The 15,602-nt window shown below is 37.2% G+C and carries 10 protein-coding genes; 2 read left to right on the top strand and 8 right to left on the bottom strand.

The features are described 5' to 3' along the window. Nucleotides 1–16: 16 nt before the first annotated feature. The 5 genes from wecB to IGJ11_RS03990 form a co-directional block, all read right to left on the bottom strand. On the bottom strand, nucleotides 17–1,117 hold the full coding sequence (wecB, locus tag IGJ11_RS04010) for a non-hydrolyzing UDP-N-acetylglucosamine 2-epimerase (RefSeq protein ID WP_010738142.1): 1,101 nt from the start codon (nucleotides 1,115–1,117) through the stop codon (nucleotides 17–19). Between the two features lie 80 nt (nucleotides 1,118–1,197). Next, nucleotides 1,198–2,778, bottom strand: coding sequence for a peptide chain release factor 3 (locus tag IGJ11_RS04005; RefSeq protein WP_010738143.1), 1,581 nt, complete (start codon nucleotides 2,776–2,778; stop codon nucleotides 1,198–1,200). Between the two features lie 331 nt (nucleotides 2,779–3,109). Next, nucleotides 3,110–7,453: a polysaccharide lyase family 8 super-sandwich domain-containing protein gene (locus IGJ11_RS04000; protein WP_207433191.1), complete on the bottom strand. Its 4,344-nt coding sequence runs from the start codon at nucleotides 7,451–7,453 to the stop codon at nucleotides 3,110–3,112. A gap of 634 nt (nucleotides 7,454–8,087) precedes the next feature. Then, entirely contained in the window at nucleotides 8,088–9,464 is a 1,377-nt protein-coding gene (locus IGJ11_RS03995) for a hemolysin family protein (RefSeq protein WP_010738146.1), read from the bottom strand. Between the two features lie 151 nt (nucleotides 9,465–9,615). Next, on the bottom strand, nucleotides 9,616–10,737 hold the full coding sequence (locus tag IGJ11_RS03990) for an AI-2E family transporter (protein WP_063626813.1): 1,122 nt from the start codon (nucleotides 10,735–10,737) through the stop codon (nucleotides 9,616–9,618). A 142-nt stretch (nucleotides 10,738–10,879) separates the two neighbouring features. On the opposite strand from IGJ11_RS03990, the gene IGJ11_RS03985 reads away from it, so the two are divergent. Then, nucleotides 10,880–11,314: a GNAT family N-acetyltransferase gene (locus IGJ11_RS03985; RefSeq protein WP_010719695.1), complete on the top strand. Its 435-nt coding sequence runs from the start codon at nucleotides 10,880–10,882 to the stop codon at nucleotides 11,312–11,314. 128 nt (nucleotides 11,315–11,442) lie between these two features. On the opposite strand, the gene ntdP is transcribed toward IGJ11_RS03985, so the two are convergent. The 3 genes from ntdP to recX form a co-directional block, all read right to left on the bottom strand. Next, entirely contained in the window at nucleotides 11,443–11,976 is a 534-nt protein-coding gene (ntdP, locus tag IGJ11_RS03980) for a nucleoside tri-diphosphate phosphatase (RefSeq protein WP_010719696.1), read from the bottom strand. A gap of 93 nt (nucleotides 11,977–12,069) precedes the next feature. Further along, nucleotides 12,070–13,251 (bottom strand): A/G-specific adenine glycosylase, encoded by a 1,182-nt coding sequence (gene mutY, locus IGJ11_RS03975; RefSeq protein WP_207433181.1) that lies wholly within the window; start codon nucleotides 13,249–13,251, stop codon nucleotides 12,070–12,072. Next, entirely contained in the window at nucleotides 13,244–14,041 is a 798-nt protein-coding gene (gene recX, locus IGJ11_RS03970) for a recombination regulator RecX (RefSeq protein WP_207433179.1), read from the bottom strand. The genes mutY and recX overlap by 8 nt, the downstream gene beginning before the upstream one ends. Nucleotides 14,042–14,148: 107 nt before the next feature. Between recX and rlmD the strand changes: the two genes are divergently transcribed. After that, on the top strand, nucleotides 14,149–15,546 hold the full coding sequence (gene rlmD, locus IGJ11_RS03965; RefSeq protein ID WP_010719699.1) for a 23S rRNA (uracil(1939)-C(5))-methyltransferase RlmD: 1,398 nt from the start codon (nucleotides 14,149–14,151) through the stop codon (nucleotides 15,544–15,546). Nucleotides 15,547–15,602: the final 56 nt, after the last annotated feature.

The raw sequence follows: 15,602 nt of genomic DNA, 5'->3' as shown, positions 1-15,602 counted from the left end.
TTTTGGTAACCTGTAATCAATGAAATGAGGCTGCGATAGCCTCTAAGATTCGTTGACTTGCGTAACCATCTCCATAAGGATTTTTTGCTTGTGCCATCTTTTCATAAGCCTTTACATCAGTTAACAATTGTTTTGTCTCGTCATAAACTGTCTCTTCGTCTGTACCAACGAGTTTTAAAGTTCCGGCTTTTACACCTTCCGGTCGTTCAGTGGTATCGCGTAAGACAAGAACCGGAACACCTAAAGAAGGTGCCTCTTCTTGAACTCCGCCTGAATCAGTTAATATAAGATAACTTTTGGCTGCACAATTGTGAAAATCAATGACATCTAATGGTTCGATCAGCTGAACATTCTCATATTGTCCTAAAATAGTATCAGCTAATTCTCGTACTTTAGGATTTTTATGCATCGGAAAAATAATGGATACATCAGAAAATTCTTCAGCAATCCTTCCTAATGCTTGAAAAACGTTCGCCATTGGCTCGCCTAGGTTCTCACGTCGATGCATTGTTACTAATAATTGTTTAGTAGAGCTGCTCGAAAGATGATCGCTTTTTTGATCCGCCACGATGGTGTACCTCATCGCATCGATCGCCGTATTGCCAGTAACGAAGATGTTTGCTTCATCGTGGTGCTCTCTTCTAAGATTATCAGCACTTTCATTGGTTGGCGCAAAGTAGAGATCCGCTAAAACATCTGTGGCTTGCCGATTGATTTCTTCAGGAAACGGTGACCATTTGTTCCAAGTTCGTAATCCTGCTTCGACATGTCCGACTTTAATTTGTTGATAAAATGCTGCGGTTGCTGCAGCAAATGTTGTGGTCGTATCTCCATGAACTAAGACGATATCAGGCTGTTCTGCTTGTAAGATTGGTTCTAATGATAAAAGAACTTTCGTTGTAATAGCGGTGAGTGTTTGATTGACACTCATCACATCTAGATCGTGATCAGGAGTAATTTCAAACACTTCTAACACTTGGTCTAACATTTCACGGTGCTGGCCTGTAACCGTCACGATTGATTCAAAGCGCTCATCTTTTTCCAGCGCTTTGATCAAAGGTGCCATTTTTATTGCTTCTGGACGTGTTCCAAAGATCGACATTACTTTAATCATCATTAAATTCCTCCGGATTATTTAGTTATTCTCTCCCGGCTATTTTCATAGTACTCCCAAAGCACCACCATGTGATGAGCGCTTTACATTAAACTTTTTAATTTGACATTTGGGTACTTGTCAGCAAACCAACGTTCAGCAAATTGGTTTTCGAACAAGAATAATGGCTGATCAAAACGGTCACGTGCCAAGATATTACGACTAGAACTCATCTTCTCATCTAAATCTTCTGGTTCGATCCAACGGGCAATCTTATGACCCATAGGTGACATGATCACTTCTGCATTGTATTCATTTAGCATCCGGTATTGGAATACTTCAAATTGAAGTTGTCCAACTGCGCCAATGATGTATTCTTCCGTCAAATAAGTTTTATAGAGTTGGATCGCACCTTCTTGGACTAACTGATAGATACCTTTATGGAATGATTTTTGTTTCATCACATTTTTAGCAGTGACTTTCATAAATAATTCCGGAGTAAAGGATGGTAACTCTTCATACGCCACCTTCAATTTTCCTTCATAAAGAGTATCGCCAATTTGATAATTTCCTGTATCATAGACCCCGATAATATCCCCTGCTACAGCATTCTCGACATTCTCTCTTGAGTCAGCCATAAACTGCGTCACATTACTTAACTTCAATTTTTTACCTGTTCGTTCTAATTGAACATCCATCCCACGTTCAAAAGTTCCAGAACAGATTCGCACAAAAGCAATCCGATCTCGGTGAGCTGGATTCATATTGGCTTGGATCTTAAAGACAAAACCTGAAAATTCTTCTTCATAAGGACTAACTTCTTGTCCTGATTGTGTTTGATGTCCGTAAGGTGAAGGGGCTAATTCCACGAAGGTTTCTAAAAATGTTTGCACACCAAAATTTGTTAACGCTGAACCAAAGAAGACCGGTGTCTGATCTCCCCGAGCAATTTTTTCTTCATTAAAAGAATCTCCTGCTTCTTTCAACAATTCTACTTCTTCAAGAACTTGTTCATACAATGAATTTTCCGTCAAAGGATGGCCTTCTGGCAGCAATCCTTCTTCATCCAAGGCAACAAGGCGCTCATCATTATAGTTTTCTGGACGATAAAACTCAATACGATTATGGTGGATATCATAGAGTCCTTCTAAGCCTTTCCCCATACCAATCGGCCAATTCATTGGATAAGACTCGATATCGAGCAACTCTTCCAATTCTTCTAAAAGTTCTAATGGTTCGCGACCATCTCGATCTAATTTATTGATAAAGGTAAAAATAGGGATTCCTCTTTTTTTAACGACTTGGAATAATTTTTTTGTTTGAGCTTCAATCCCTTTGGCACTATCGATGACCATAACCGCACTATCGACAGCCATCAATGTCCGATACGTATCTTCAGAAAAATCTTCATGCCCTGGGGTATCTAAGATATTGACTCTTTTACCATGATAATCAAACTGCATCACAGAACTGGTAACTGAGATTCCACGTTGCTTCTCAATTTCCATCCAGTCAGATTTTGCAAAGTTACCAGTCTTTTTCCCTTTGACAGTTCCTGCCTGACGTATTGCGCCACCAAATAAAAGTAATTGTTCAGTAATCGTTGTTTTACCAGCATCCGGATGGGAAATAATCGCAAACGTGCGTCGGTTATCTACTTGTTGTTTTAAGTTAGGGTTATTCATGTTTTACTCCATTTCTGTTACATCATTATCATCTTATTCGTCATCCTGTTCGAGGGAATGATCGAACTAGCTATCTCAACTTACCAAGTATATCATGGAAACTATCAAAAAATAAACACTTGTTATGAGTCTTCTCTCTTTCTCTGTTGAATATCATATAAACGACTTTTTCAATAAGAGAAAATAAAGCTTTTCCTGCTACTATAACAACTGAAAACAGATTAAACGAAAAAAGTTGAACTTGGAACAGGCTTTTGTTCCAAGTTCAACTGTCTATTTCAATCATCTACAGACAAACGATTATTTATTTTACCTTGTGTTTTTCATCAGATTACTTGCCTAATTTATTTTGACTCCTCTTAGATTCCTTTCTACCTTTAAATAGGAACAAGCTAACGAATACCACTAATAAAATTGTATATCCTAATTTTTGAATAACTTGGTTATTTTTTTCACCTGTTTTTGGTAATAAACCTTCCTTACCAGTCTCTTCACTAATAGAAGATTTACCTATTTCATTGTTGCCCTCTTGTGTATTTTTACCTTGCTCTGCTTTATTATTGATGTTTTTATCTTCCTCAGAGGATGATGCAGTTTCTTTATTCTCTAATTGTTCGATGGCCTGCACCAAATCGTTCATCACTAGTTCGACTTCGGCTTGCGTAGTATTTGGATCAGTTAACACTGCTTGTGCTGCTTCCAGAGCTTTACGGAACACTTGCCAACTTTCCGCTGTATAACTACTTGCAACTCGGCTTTGGTTTTCTTCGACCAATTTTTTTAATGCTGTTTTGTCTACTTTAGTTACTTCTTGCAGTTGTTCGATGGCTTTATTCACTGCTTGGATTGATTCGTCTACTTCAGCTTGCGTAGTATTTAAATCAGCTAACACTGCTTGCGCTGCTTCCAACGCTTTGCGGAACACTTGCCAACTTTCTGCCGTATAACCACTTGCAACTCGGCTTTGATTTTCTTCGACCAATTTTTTTAATGCTGTTTTGTCTACTTTAGTTACTTCTTGCAGTTGCTCGATGGCTTTACTCACTGCTTGGATTGCTTCGTCTACTTCGGCTTGCGTAGTATTTGAATCAGCTAACACTGCTTGCGCTGCTTCCAGCGCTTTGCGGAACACTTGCCAACTTTCCGCTGTATAACCACTTGCAACTCGGTTTTGGTTTTCTTCGACCAATTTTTTTAATGCTGTTTTGTCTACTTTAGTTACTTCTTGCAGTTGCTCGACGGCTTTACTCACTGCTTGGATTGCTTCGTCTACTTCGCTTTTCGTTGCTTTTGGATCTGTTAACACCGCTTGGGCTAATTCCATTGCCTTAGTGAAGACTTTCCAACTTTCTTTTGTATAGTCGCTTTCGTTTCGGTTTTGGTTTTCTTCGACCAATTTTTCTAATGCTGTTTTGTCTACCTTAGTTACTTCTTGCAGTTGCTCGATGGCTTTATTCACTGCTTGGATTGCTTCGTCTACTTCAGCTTGCGTTGCTTTTGGATCTGTTAACACCGCTTGGGCTAATTCCATTGCCTTAGTGAAGACTTTCCAACTTTCTTTTGTATAGTCGCTTTCGTTTCGGTTTTGATTTTCTTCGACTATTTTTTCTAATGCCGTTTTATCTACTTCTGAAGGAACTTTGATAGTAATTGATCTCGAACTTCCTTTTAGCCCTTTGCTATCAAATAGAAATGCTCCTGAATCCATGGTAATTTCGGACTCTTTTTCGATAACCTCAATGATCTCTTTCTCAATCGAAAATTCAATCACCTTATTATTTTGAACAGGATTCGAAATTGACAGTCGATAAGTATCATTACTCAATTTTTCTGCAATAATGGATGCAGGTTCAGATACGTGAACAAAAGCTGCCTGTTGATTTCCACTCCAAGCATTCAACATGAGATAGTCTTTTGTCTCAATCGCTTGGATTTCTGGTGTGTTTGCTAACACATTATAGCTTTTATGTTGCGCCATTTCTGCCATTTCTTCTGCTGTCTTTCCAGCAACAGTCAAATACTCATAAGTATCATTTTGAGCGTTACTTCCATGATTTTTGATGATTTTTACAAATTCTTTTGTATATGATTGATTATTGACAAAATATTCGTTGATATCCAAATATTTGCCAGATCGAATTTCTTTTTGAACGTCAACGTTCGACATGGTATTTGGAAAAATGTAACCTAAATTATTGAGTGGATTTGTCGAAGTAAGATTGATCCAAGTAGAATCAGCTGTTTTCTTTTGGATAATTTGCATGTTACTTGAATCCATCATTCGATTATCAAGGATCGTCTCAATTGTCGCATTCGTTGTTCCGCTGATTCCACTGCCTAAATTAATCAATTTATCTTCTAACAAAAACCATGATTTCTTTGCTACCAAATCCATATTTTCATTTTTCTTATCTAAAAACATTCCGACTGCAGCTACTTTGCCATTATTCGATCCTCCCACCCAAGACTGAGGACTCTTTTTACCAGTAGAAGCACCTTCTGCTAACACTTTTGTGTCTATAGTGGTACCTGGTAAGCGATAAGAATCAATAGTGACCCAATAACCTTCATCAAATTGAGCGAGGTCACCGTTATAAAGATAAACCATCCCATCAGCCGTATGCCATCCTTTTTTATTTTCAGTATTTCCATATTCATAATTTCCAATACGACTAGAGTACATACTTATTCCGAGACTATAACTCTCGTTTTTTTGAAACACCCGATCCATTGAACCATAAACATTCACGAGATTTCGTTCTTCTTTACTAGTTATCGAAGGCTCATTCATGATTTTCTTAAGATCAATCAACGCTTCAAAGTCTCTTGGGTTTTCAAAAAAATCATAAAAATAACTACTATGCTCAAGCCATGCTTTAATAGACGAATCAATTTTCTTGCGTAAAATTTCTGGCGAAAATTTCGCTACTAATGTAAGATTGGCGATTGTTTCCTTTCCAGATTCAAATTCAGAGGTAAAGGGATTCGTCCCAGGAGCTCTAGAAATACTTCGTCCTGATACCATTGAGGGCATTTTTCCATTTACCATCAATTGTAAATAACCTTTATCGGTTACTTGAAACAAGTTATTTATATTGTCATCTTTGATTTCCCAATGTGTCCCTTGCAAAATCGTTTGAACCCGTCCAAAGCCTTTCAGCAATTCATTCCCATAACTTCCGTTATATGGGAAATGACTATGTTGGATTAATGAGCCGTCTGAATATAAGCCATCTCCTCCTGTCACCATTTTTAAAACGGATGGAACAGCGCTTTGAACTGCCTCTACTCGGGAATCATTTTCTAATAAAATGGCTGTTCCTAAGACGGTAATAGATATATCTGTTAAGTTCGCTCCTGTAGCCGTATAGCTAGGCCATTGAACTTTAGGATCTTGCGCATAGTGGTTTAAAGGTTCAACAAATTTAGTTAAGATTGCATCATCTTTTTCGATTAAATCATCATGTAATAAAATCAGTGTGTCTGTTAATGGTTGTGCTGATCCAATTTGCCAATCCCACCAATTCCCACTCCAGTAAGTTCCATTGTAGTTTTTGGTTTCAATCATAAAATCAATTGCTTTCAAAATTTGCGTAAAAACCTCTTGATTCTTATGTAATGAACTCGAAGGATCATAATAACCTAATGTCAATTTTTTGATGTTGGTAAATTGAGTGGTGTAGTCTGCTGATAATGTGTCTGAACTTTTTTTCTCCCACAAATAAGTTCTATTTTCTGACTTATTAAGTGTTTGCCATAATTCTAAACTATCTTTGGCTATTCTCGCTCGATATTTTTTTACGTCCGAATCCTGATCAAATTCTTCATGATCTTCTTTAGATCCTAGCAAGCGTGCTTTCCATCTCTCACGCATTTCACGATACTCTGCTTTTTCTTGAATAACCGTAACTGGAATCGTATCACTTAAATCCGTATTTTTGATTCTCACAGTCACCTTTGCTTCTCCGGTTTTGAGTGCTTTCATTCTTCCTTGACTGTCTACATTGACAATACTAGGATCACTACTGCTCCACTCAATTTGTTTTTCAGGAACTTGGACGCCTGTTGGTGTTAATATGTAAGTTAATTGTTTAGATCTTTTCTCGCTGATTTCGGCTGAATCAATCGAAAACTTTATCCCATCAGGTAAACGTGCTTGACGATAAGCTTCCATTGAAATAATGCTCGAACCATAATATTGACCATTCGTGTGCTTCCACATTTTTAGTTGTTGGTATTTAATATATCGAGCTGTTACATTCGCTACTTCAATATATTTTTTTGCTTCTTTCCCGCCACTTCCACGCTCCTCCTTATAGATGGATTGATAATTTTGATTGTCGTTAGAAACTAATACCTCATATTCTGGACTCTCCGCATGAAAGTGTAAAACCACCTGACCAATTGTTTTTTCTTCTCCAATATCAACAGTCAGCCACTGATTATCTGTTTTATCCGCTGACCATCTCGTCGATATATCCCCATCAACCGCTTTTTCACCTACAAATTGCGGATATTTCCAATTATCTCCTTGTTTCCCACCTTCTACTCCTGAGTAGGTAACATTCTTTTGAAACAAAAAATCTTCAGTATCTTCAGCACAAACGATTGGACTGTAAAAAGATGTAACAACAAGCGCCAATCCTGTTAAAGCAAAAATGATTGCCTTCTTCATTAAAAAATTCCTCCTTTAGTTAAATAGAATAGTCGATAAAAAATTTTAAGTCGTGAGGCAAAATGAATGATCATCAATTTTTTATCCATTCTTTGCAACTTTTGTACATACTACTTTTACTTGAGAGAACTACCTAATATTCGTTCTTAGTTTTTTAGTTTCAATTGTGATAAATCATTGGAAGAATCGCTCATATCTGCTTATTCGTAAAATATTTAAAATCTGTCTTTCTACTAAAAACACTACTTTACATTTTCCCCACCTCCTCACTGATTCACTTAAACATATAAAAAAATAGGCATGAAAAAACGACGGAAGACTCCGTACGTGTTTTCCATGCCTAGTATAACCTAGTCACATGAAACTTGTGTTTGCGTTTTCATAATACTCTAGCAAAAATTTATTGTCAACCAACAAAACATTTAAATATACTGGTTATATTATGTATAAGTTAACTGGGAGCATAGGATCTTATTGTATGTTTTAGTAATCTTTACAAAAGGGTAAAGCTCTGCCTCTCTTGCTTCTGACTACCCCTCAACTTAGGGAACCACACTGATTTACGTATCAACTTTGAAAAAAAGAAAAAAACATCCTTGCACAAAATCTCTTCTGTGCAAGGATGAAACATATCTTATCTTCTCGGCTCATTTTCATCAAAATCTTTATAAAATAAACGACGGTCCTCATCTGGTTCCACAATTTCTTCTTTAGGATCATGGAACACCACGCGAATTTTTAAAATTCTAGAACCTTCCATTTCTTCAGAAGTCAAGGTAATGTTGTCTACATCAAACGATAATTTTTCTCCCTCATCAGGGATCATGCCCAAAGCAGTGATTAAATAGCCTGCCATCGTGTCAACATCGCTCATGTGTAAGTTACTGTCAAATACTTCGTTGAACTCATCGATCAACATTCGTCCTTGGATCACGTATTCATGTTCAGCAACCTTTTCATATAATTTTTCGACTTCATCTGATTCATCATCAATTTCACCGACGATTTCTTCTAGTAAATCTTCTAAAGTCGCTAAACCAACGACTCCACCATATTCATCCAGTAAAATAGCCATCTGGTTTTGAGTTTTTTTCATTTCGTACAAGAGATCATCAATGAATATTGTCTCTGGTACAAATAAAGGTTCTTGCATGATTTTTTGAATATTTAAATGTTCAAAGCCAAATTTATGAGCAGCTTTCAATAAGTTTTTCGTATGAAGAATCCCAACAACTTTGTCTTTGTCTTCATTATAGACCGGAATCCTTGAATAATTTTCTGATAAAACTTCATTGACATTCTCTTCAACGGAGTCATTGATATCGATCATAAAAGCATCTGTTCGAGGAACCATTACTTCCCTAGCTACTTTGGTATCTAAAGAAAAAACACCTTGCAGCATTTCTAACTCTTCATTATCAAGTACACCTTCAGTTTCCAACATATACCGCATTTCATCTCTCGTCATTTTTGAATCTTCATCATCAAAAGTCATTGGTGTGACACGAGCTAGTAAACTAGTCGATGCAGATAATAACCAGACGAAAGGTTTGGCAACCACACCGATCAGACGGATGATTCCTGAAGTAAAGTTGGCTACTTCTTCTGATTTGTTCAAGGCGATTCGTTTAGGATACAATTCACCAAAAACAATCGATACGTAGGTCAAAATAGCTAAAACAATAATATTGGCAATATTTCTTGCTGCTACACTACCACCTAATAATGGTGCTAATTTTTCTGATAATGTATTGGCTAACGAAGCACCGGATAGGATATTGACTAACGTGATTCCTACCTGGATCGTTGACAGAAAGTTATTTGGGTTCTGCAATATTTTTAAAAGCTTTTGAGATTTAACATCTCCTTCTTCCGCTTTTTGCTCGACTCGATTTTTGTTGATCGAAACAACAGCAATCTCGGAAGCAGCTAAAAAAGCATTGATCAAAGTTAAAATGATCAGTAATAAAATTTGCGCTAACAGCGACTGACTCTCAGGGTCAGCATTCATAATCGCATTCTCTCCTTATATTTTTTAATTTTTTTGTTTACGATAGAAAAAAAGCGTGACTATAAAGATAGCCACGCTAAAATGTTATCACAAAGAATTTTTCTTTGCAATAAAAACAACTATGAAGCAATTAGTCGGAATTGCTGATACGTTATTCCAATGTTGTTGCAATTTTTTTCTTTTTTTCATTTTGCTGGTCTTCTTTAACAATTTTGATGACATAAGAAATAATCGTCTTACAAATGGCATAAAACGGTACACCTAAGAAAATACCGATCAAACCAGCAATGTTTCCAGCTACTAATAACACAATAATGATCGTTAGCGGATGGATTTTTAATGATTTTCCGATGACATTTGGATAAATCACATTTCCATCCAATTGTTGAACGATCAAGACAACGACACAACAAAGCAATGCTTTAACAGGATCATTGAATACTGTCACTAAAAATGCTGGAGCTAAGCCTAGGTAAGGACCTAGATAAGGAATCAAATTAGTCAAACCAGCGATGACGCCAAATAAAAAGGCATAATTGACCCCTATAATCAGATACCCCAAAAAAGTAAATGTTCCGACAAAAAGACATTCAATCGCTTGACCACTAATGTAGTTAGCTAATGTTTTGTTCAATTGACCAAGTAATTCAACAATTTGATCTCTTCTCTTTTCAGGAAAGAATTTCTTGACTGTCGGAACCATTTTTTCTCCATCTTTCAACATATAAAACAAAATAAATGGAGCTGTGATGATCACGATTGTAGCAGAAGCGATCGTACCGACAAGCGATCCTAAGCTGTTTGAAATCCCGCTGAGGAACTGTTGGATAATCTTAGCATAAGAAATATCTAATTGATTCAAATAATGATTGATATCTACCTCTTTGAAGATCGGTAGTTGGGCCATATTATTTAACCAAGTCTCTACACGACTAATAAAGTCAGGAATATTCGATGCGATGGATGAAATTTGTTGGATCAAGCTAGGAATCACGCTGAGCAAAATCCAGATGATCGCTGCGACAAGCAAAAGTAATACGATTGCTACCGCCCAAATGCGTTTGATTTTGATCTTCATCAATAGTTTGACAATAGGATTCAACAAATAATACAAAAATCCAGCAATCAAGACTGGTGCGAATAATGTTGAGAAAAACGTTCCAATTGGTTGAAAGATAAAATTGATTTTTGAAGAAACCAAGATCAACGTGGCGATAATGAGTAATTCGCAAGACCAAAACATCAATTTTGATTGTTTCAATTTTTCAAACAATATACTTCCTCCTTTCGTCTTTTTTACTAGTATATATTATTTGTGTGAAAATTTCTTTTATTCTTACTGATATTTGTTTTTTTATCCACTTTTCATTTTATTTTCTTTACAGTATACTAAACGAATGAAAGGTGGGTTTCGGATGAAAGTCGTTCAAACAAAAGATACATTAAGTGATATTTACCTTGATGCCGTTCGTATTAGAAACCAAGTTTTTGTCAAAGAACAAGGCGTTCCTATAACTAGAGAAATTGATCAAAATGAAGCACATTGCATCCACTTTGTTCTTTATTCAGACCAAAATCTACCTTGTGGGACCGTTCGGCTTTTACCATTAGAAAATGGAAAAATGAAGTTACAACGAATGGCGATTCTTGCAGATTATCGTCATCAAGGATTAGGTCAAATTTTAGTAGCTGAAGCTGAAGCTTTCGCCAAAAGTCAAGGATATAATACGATTTTGCTAGGCGCCCAAGCAACAGCTGAGAATTTCTATAAAAAATTAGGATTCACTGCTTATGGAGAACCATTTGAAGATGCTGGTATTGCTCATATCGCAATGAAAAAAGTCTTTTAATTATTGACAGGCTATCAAAGCAAGGATCATCCCTTGTCCTTTTTCTTCCATCATCAGTGTCTATGTTGAAGAACCCATAGCAAAAAAGCAGTAAGCGCAAAACTTTTGCGCTTACTGCTTTTTTTTGTTTACTTGCGCGACAATTGCTTGTAACGGTTATACCAAATATCAATATAGCCTTCGGAGAAAGGGCCCTCACCATTATTGATCCAGTCAACCAAGATCTTCACGTTTTCTTTTAGGATGAAGTCGATATCATTCGGATAATTCATCATTTGGCTATGCATCTCATATTCATCGACATCTAGTAATCGTTTCTCTCCATCAGGAAAAACTTTGATATCTAAATCATAATCAATATACTTCAATGCCTCATCGTCCAGCAAAAAAGGTGAAGCTAGATTACAATAATAGGAAACCCCCTTTTCTCGAATCATTGCTATTACATTGAACCAGTATTTTTTGTGAAAATACACAATTGCTGGTTCTCGAGTCACCCAACGACGTCCATCAGACTCTGTAACTAGAGTATGATCATTGACACCGATCATCGAATGCTCACTTGTTTTTAATACCATGGTATCACGCCACGTTCGATGCAATTTGCCGTCATGTTTGTAACTTTGGATCGTTACAAACTCACCTTCTTTTGGGACTCCCATAGCAACCCTTCCTTACGCAGCATCTCATGCTTTGTGTTTGGGTGTTCATTACACCGACATCGTAATTATTATATCAATAAAAAAGAGCTTTGCCTAGAAAGGATTACTATTGTTTCGATTTTTCTCTAATTGTTCGTTTAATTTGACCTGTACTTTTGGAAAAGCCACGTTATCGAAGTCTTCTGGTAATAACCATTGTGTTATTTCAGTTTTAGGAAATTTGTCATTTGATTGAGAAGGTATTCGACCGTAAAATAGTAATACGTGCCATTTCAAATGGCTAAAGATATGCGTTACCTCTCCCAAATGCCGCTTTTGCCAAATCAATTGTTCTTTAAAATGAAAGGGTAGCTCCGTTTCTTCTTCTGCAACTTTGTCTTGATCGAATAAGCTTGGTTCATGAGATTGAGCCCATTCAGCCTGCAACCATTCGTATTTCTCTTTTGTGACTTCGACCATCGGGAACGTCCACATGTTTGCTAATAACCTTTGCGTATGTCGTTCCTCAAAATAATAGGCTCCCGCCTCATTTTGAATCGCTGCACACACATAATAGACATCTTTCGGTTTGGCTTTCTTTGTTTTTACTGGAAACGAGGTTTGCTCATTTTTTTTGTAAGCTAAGCAAAATGATTGGATCGGACATGATTCACAATTAGGTGAAGTAGGTGTACAAATGGCCGATCCTAGATCCATCATTGCTTGGTTAAACTCACCAGGATGCTTTTCATCAATGATCTTACGCATCGCCTCATCAAAAATTTTCCGACTAGAAGCTTTGGCGATGTCAGCTTCAATACAAAATAAGCGACTCACGACTCTCATGACATTCCCGTCGATTGCTGGTTCTGGCAAACCAAAAGCAATACTTGAAATAGCGCCTGTAGTATAAGGGCCAATCCCTTTCAATGAACTGATTTCTTCTGGTGTTTGTGGCATACGTCCATCAAATTCTGTCATGATCTGTTGGGCAGCAGCTTGGATATTTCGAACGCGAGAATAATACCCCAATCCTTCCCAAGCCTTTAAAAGTTTTTCTTCTGGTGCCGCAGCTAACGCTTCAATCGTCGGAAACCATTCCATAAAGCGATAAAAATAAGCAATTACCGTATCTACACGGGTTTGTTGAAGCATGATTTCAGAAATCCAGATACGATAAGGATCACGATCATAGCGCCAAGGTAGATTGCGTTTTTCTTTTTCGTACCAGCCAACAAATTGCGTTTGAAACTGTGCGTTTTCCTCTTCCGTCCATTTTTCCCATTCTTTATTCACTTGCTTCTTCCTTTTCTACGATAAATCGTTGGATCATTTCTAAATCAAATCCTTTTTGATATAAGCTTTGTTTGATTTTTAAATTACGTTTTTTCGGTTCAAATCTCTCATTTTTACGCCATAACTTATCCCCTTGTGAAACTAATGCTTCATATTCAGCGTCTTCATCCGTTTCTTGTGGTAAATGGGCGATGGCTTGTTGGATCGCCTCTTGGGTGAATCCCTTTGTCATCAAGTTTTGTTGAATTTTTCTAAAAAGTTCTTTATGACTTTTCCCATGATTTTTATTGAATAATTTTTCTGCCGTTTGCGATGCTATCACTATTTGTTCTTCTTCTGGATATTGCAACAGCGCCTGCTCGATGATTTCCGGTTTCAAACCTTTTTGTTGTAATTGCTGAGCTATTTTTTTTGGTCCTTTGTCACTTAGTCGTACATTTGTCCGCACGTAGCTTTCACCATAGACGAGGTCATTGATCAAATCTAATTCCTTTAAACGATCCACGATCTTATTACGGTCAGCTAGTTCAATCTCTTTTTCTTTCAAATAAGTTCTAATTTCTTTTTCCGAACGCAATTGATAACTTAGATAATTGAGCGCTTGTTGGAGACCAAAGTCAAACCCACTACTTTTCTTGATTTCCTCAACTGTTTCTTCTGTTAATTCTTGTCCCTTTAACAAGCGGTAACGCACCAAGATATCTTCTGAAACCTTCAAAGAATCTCCTTCAGATAATTCGACTTGATAAAATGGACCTTTGCCTTTACTGATCCTAGTAACTGTTATCATTGAGTTACCTCCTCGAACGTATATTCTTATCATAACATAGAAAATCCCCATCGCTATTAATAATATGTTAGAATAAAACCACACTATTAGAAAAAAGGAAGATACTTATGACAGAAACCATTGTCAAAAACGGCCAAACCATCCCTTTAAAAATCAAACGACTGGGTATCAACGGTGAAGGGATCGGTTATTTCAAACGTTTGATCATCTTTGTCCCTTATGCACTGCCCAAAGAAGAAGTCCTTGTCAAGATCACGAAAGCAACACCTCGCTATGCGGAAGCTCAGTTAATCAAAGTCAAAAAGCAAAGCAAGGATCGAGTGGTGGCGCCTTGTCCAGTGTATTATGAATGTGGTGGCTGTCAGCTTCAACATTTAGCATATCAGGCACAACTTGATTTCAAAAAAGATTTGCTTATGCAAGCGCTAGAAAAATTCAAACCGGCTGGCTTTCGTTCTTACGAATTACGTCCAACGATTGGCATGGAAGAACCATGGCATTACCGAAACAAAGCACAATTCCAATTAAGAAAAAATAAGAAAACACAACAAATCGAAGCTGGGCTATATCAAGCAAATTCCCATGAACTTGTGCCATTAATCGATTGCTTAGTTCAAGAACCACAGACACAGAAAGTGATGAATACGGTCGTCGAGTTATTGAATAAGTATGACCTTCCTATCTATGATGAACGGAGCAATAGTGGCATTTTTCGGACGATCATGGTACGTGTTGGAATAAAAACGGGTGAATTACAAGTTGTATTTATTACTCGCAGTCAAAAATTTCCACAAAAAAATGCAATCATCCGTGACATTAACCAACAATTGCCAGAGGTTGTTTCAATCATGCAAAATGTTCAACCTGCTAAAACTTCTCTCGTAATGGGCGATGAAACAATCCACCTTTGGGGAAAAGATGCTATTGAAGAACATCTCAATGAAGTTACTTTTGATCTCTCACCACGAGCTTTTTTCCAGTTGAATCCGCAACAAACAGAAGTCCTTTATAATGAAGGAATCAAAGCACTCGCGATCCAACCAAATGAAACGATCGTAGATGCTTACTGTGGTGTGGGAACGATTGGTTTAAGTGTAGCAAAACAAGCGAAAGAAATCCGTGGAATGGATGTGATTCCTCAGGCTATTGATGATGCACGTAAAAACGCTCAACGTTTAGGGTATACTAATACCCATTATGAAGTTGGAACTGCTGAAGAATTATTACCAAAATGGCTTGAAGAAGGATTTGAACCAGATGGGATCATTGTCGATCCCCCTCGTACAGGGCTTGATCCCCAGTTGATTCAATCGATCCTCAACTATCCGCCAACGAAATTAGTATATATTTCCTGCAACGTCTCAACCTTAGCACGAGATCTGGGACAATTAAGTAAGAAATTCAAAGTGGAATATTTGCAGTCAGTGGATATGTTTCCCCAAACGGCTCGATGTGAAGTCGTTGTAAAATTGACTAGAAGATCAAGTGTTACCAGCAAAAATTAGCTGAACTTTTTTCGGTACTTTTTCTGCTCGTCTGACTTAACCCAACCTAAGTAAAT

Origin of the sequence: Enterococcus sp. DIV0691, from assembly GCF_051711145.1 — a bacterium.
Taxonomy (GTDB): domain Bacteria; phylum Bacillota; class Bacilli; order Lactobacillales; family Enterococcaceae; genus Enterococcus_B; species Enterococcus_B hirae.
Note: the sequence above shows the minus strand (reverse complement) of the source record. Positions and strands in the feature narration are given on the sequence as shown.

Coding starts and splice junctions, on each gene's coding strand:
- IGJ11_RS04000 (WP_207433191.1), bottom strand. CDS start 7,453: ATGAAGAAGGCAATCATTTTTGCTTTAACAGGATTGGCGCTTGTTGTT.
- wecB (WP_010738142.1), bottom strand. CDS start 1,117: ATGATGATTAAAGTAATGTCGATCTTTGGAACACGTCCAGAAGCAATA.
- IGJ11_RS03995 (WP_010738146.1), bottom strand. CDS start 9,464: ATGAATGCTGACCCTGAGAGTCAGTCGCTGTTAGCGCAAATTTTATTA.
- rlmD (WP_010719699.1), top strand. CDS start 14,149: ATGACAGAAACCATTGTCAAAAACGGCCAAACCATCCCTTTAAAAATC.
- ntdP (WP_010719696.1), bottom strand. CDS start 11,976: ATGGGAGTCCCAAAAGAAGGTGAGTTTGTAACGATCCAAAGTTACAAA.
- IGJ11_RS04005 (WP_010738143.1), bottom strand. CDS start 2,778: ATGAATAACCCTAACTTAAAACAACAAGTAGATAACCGACGCACGTTT.
- IGJ11_RS03985 (WP_010719695.1), top strand. CDS start 10,880: ATGAAAGTCGTTCAAACAAAAGATACATTAAGTGATATTTACCTTGAT.
- recX (WP_207433179.1), bottom strand. CDS start 14,041: ATGATAACAGTTACTAGGATCAGTAAAGGCAAAGGTCCATTTTATCAA.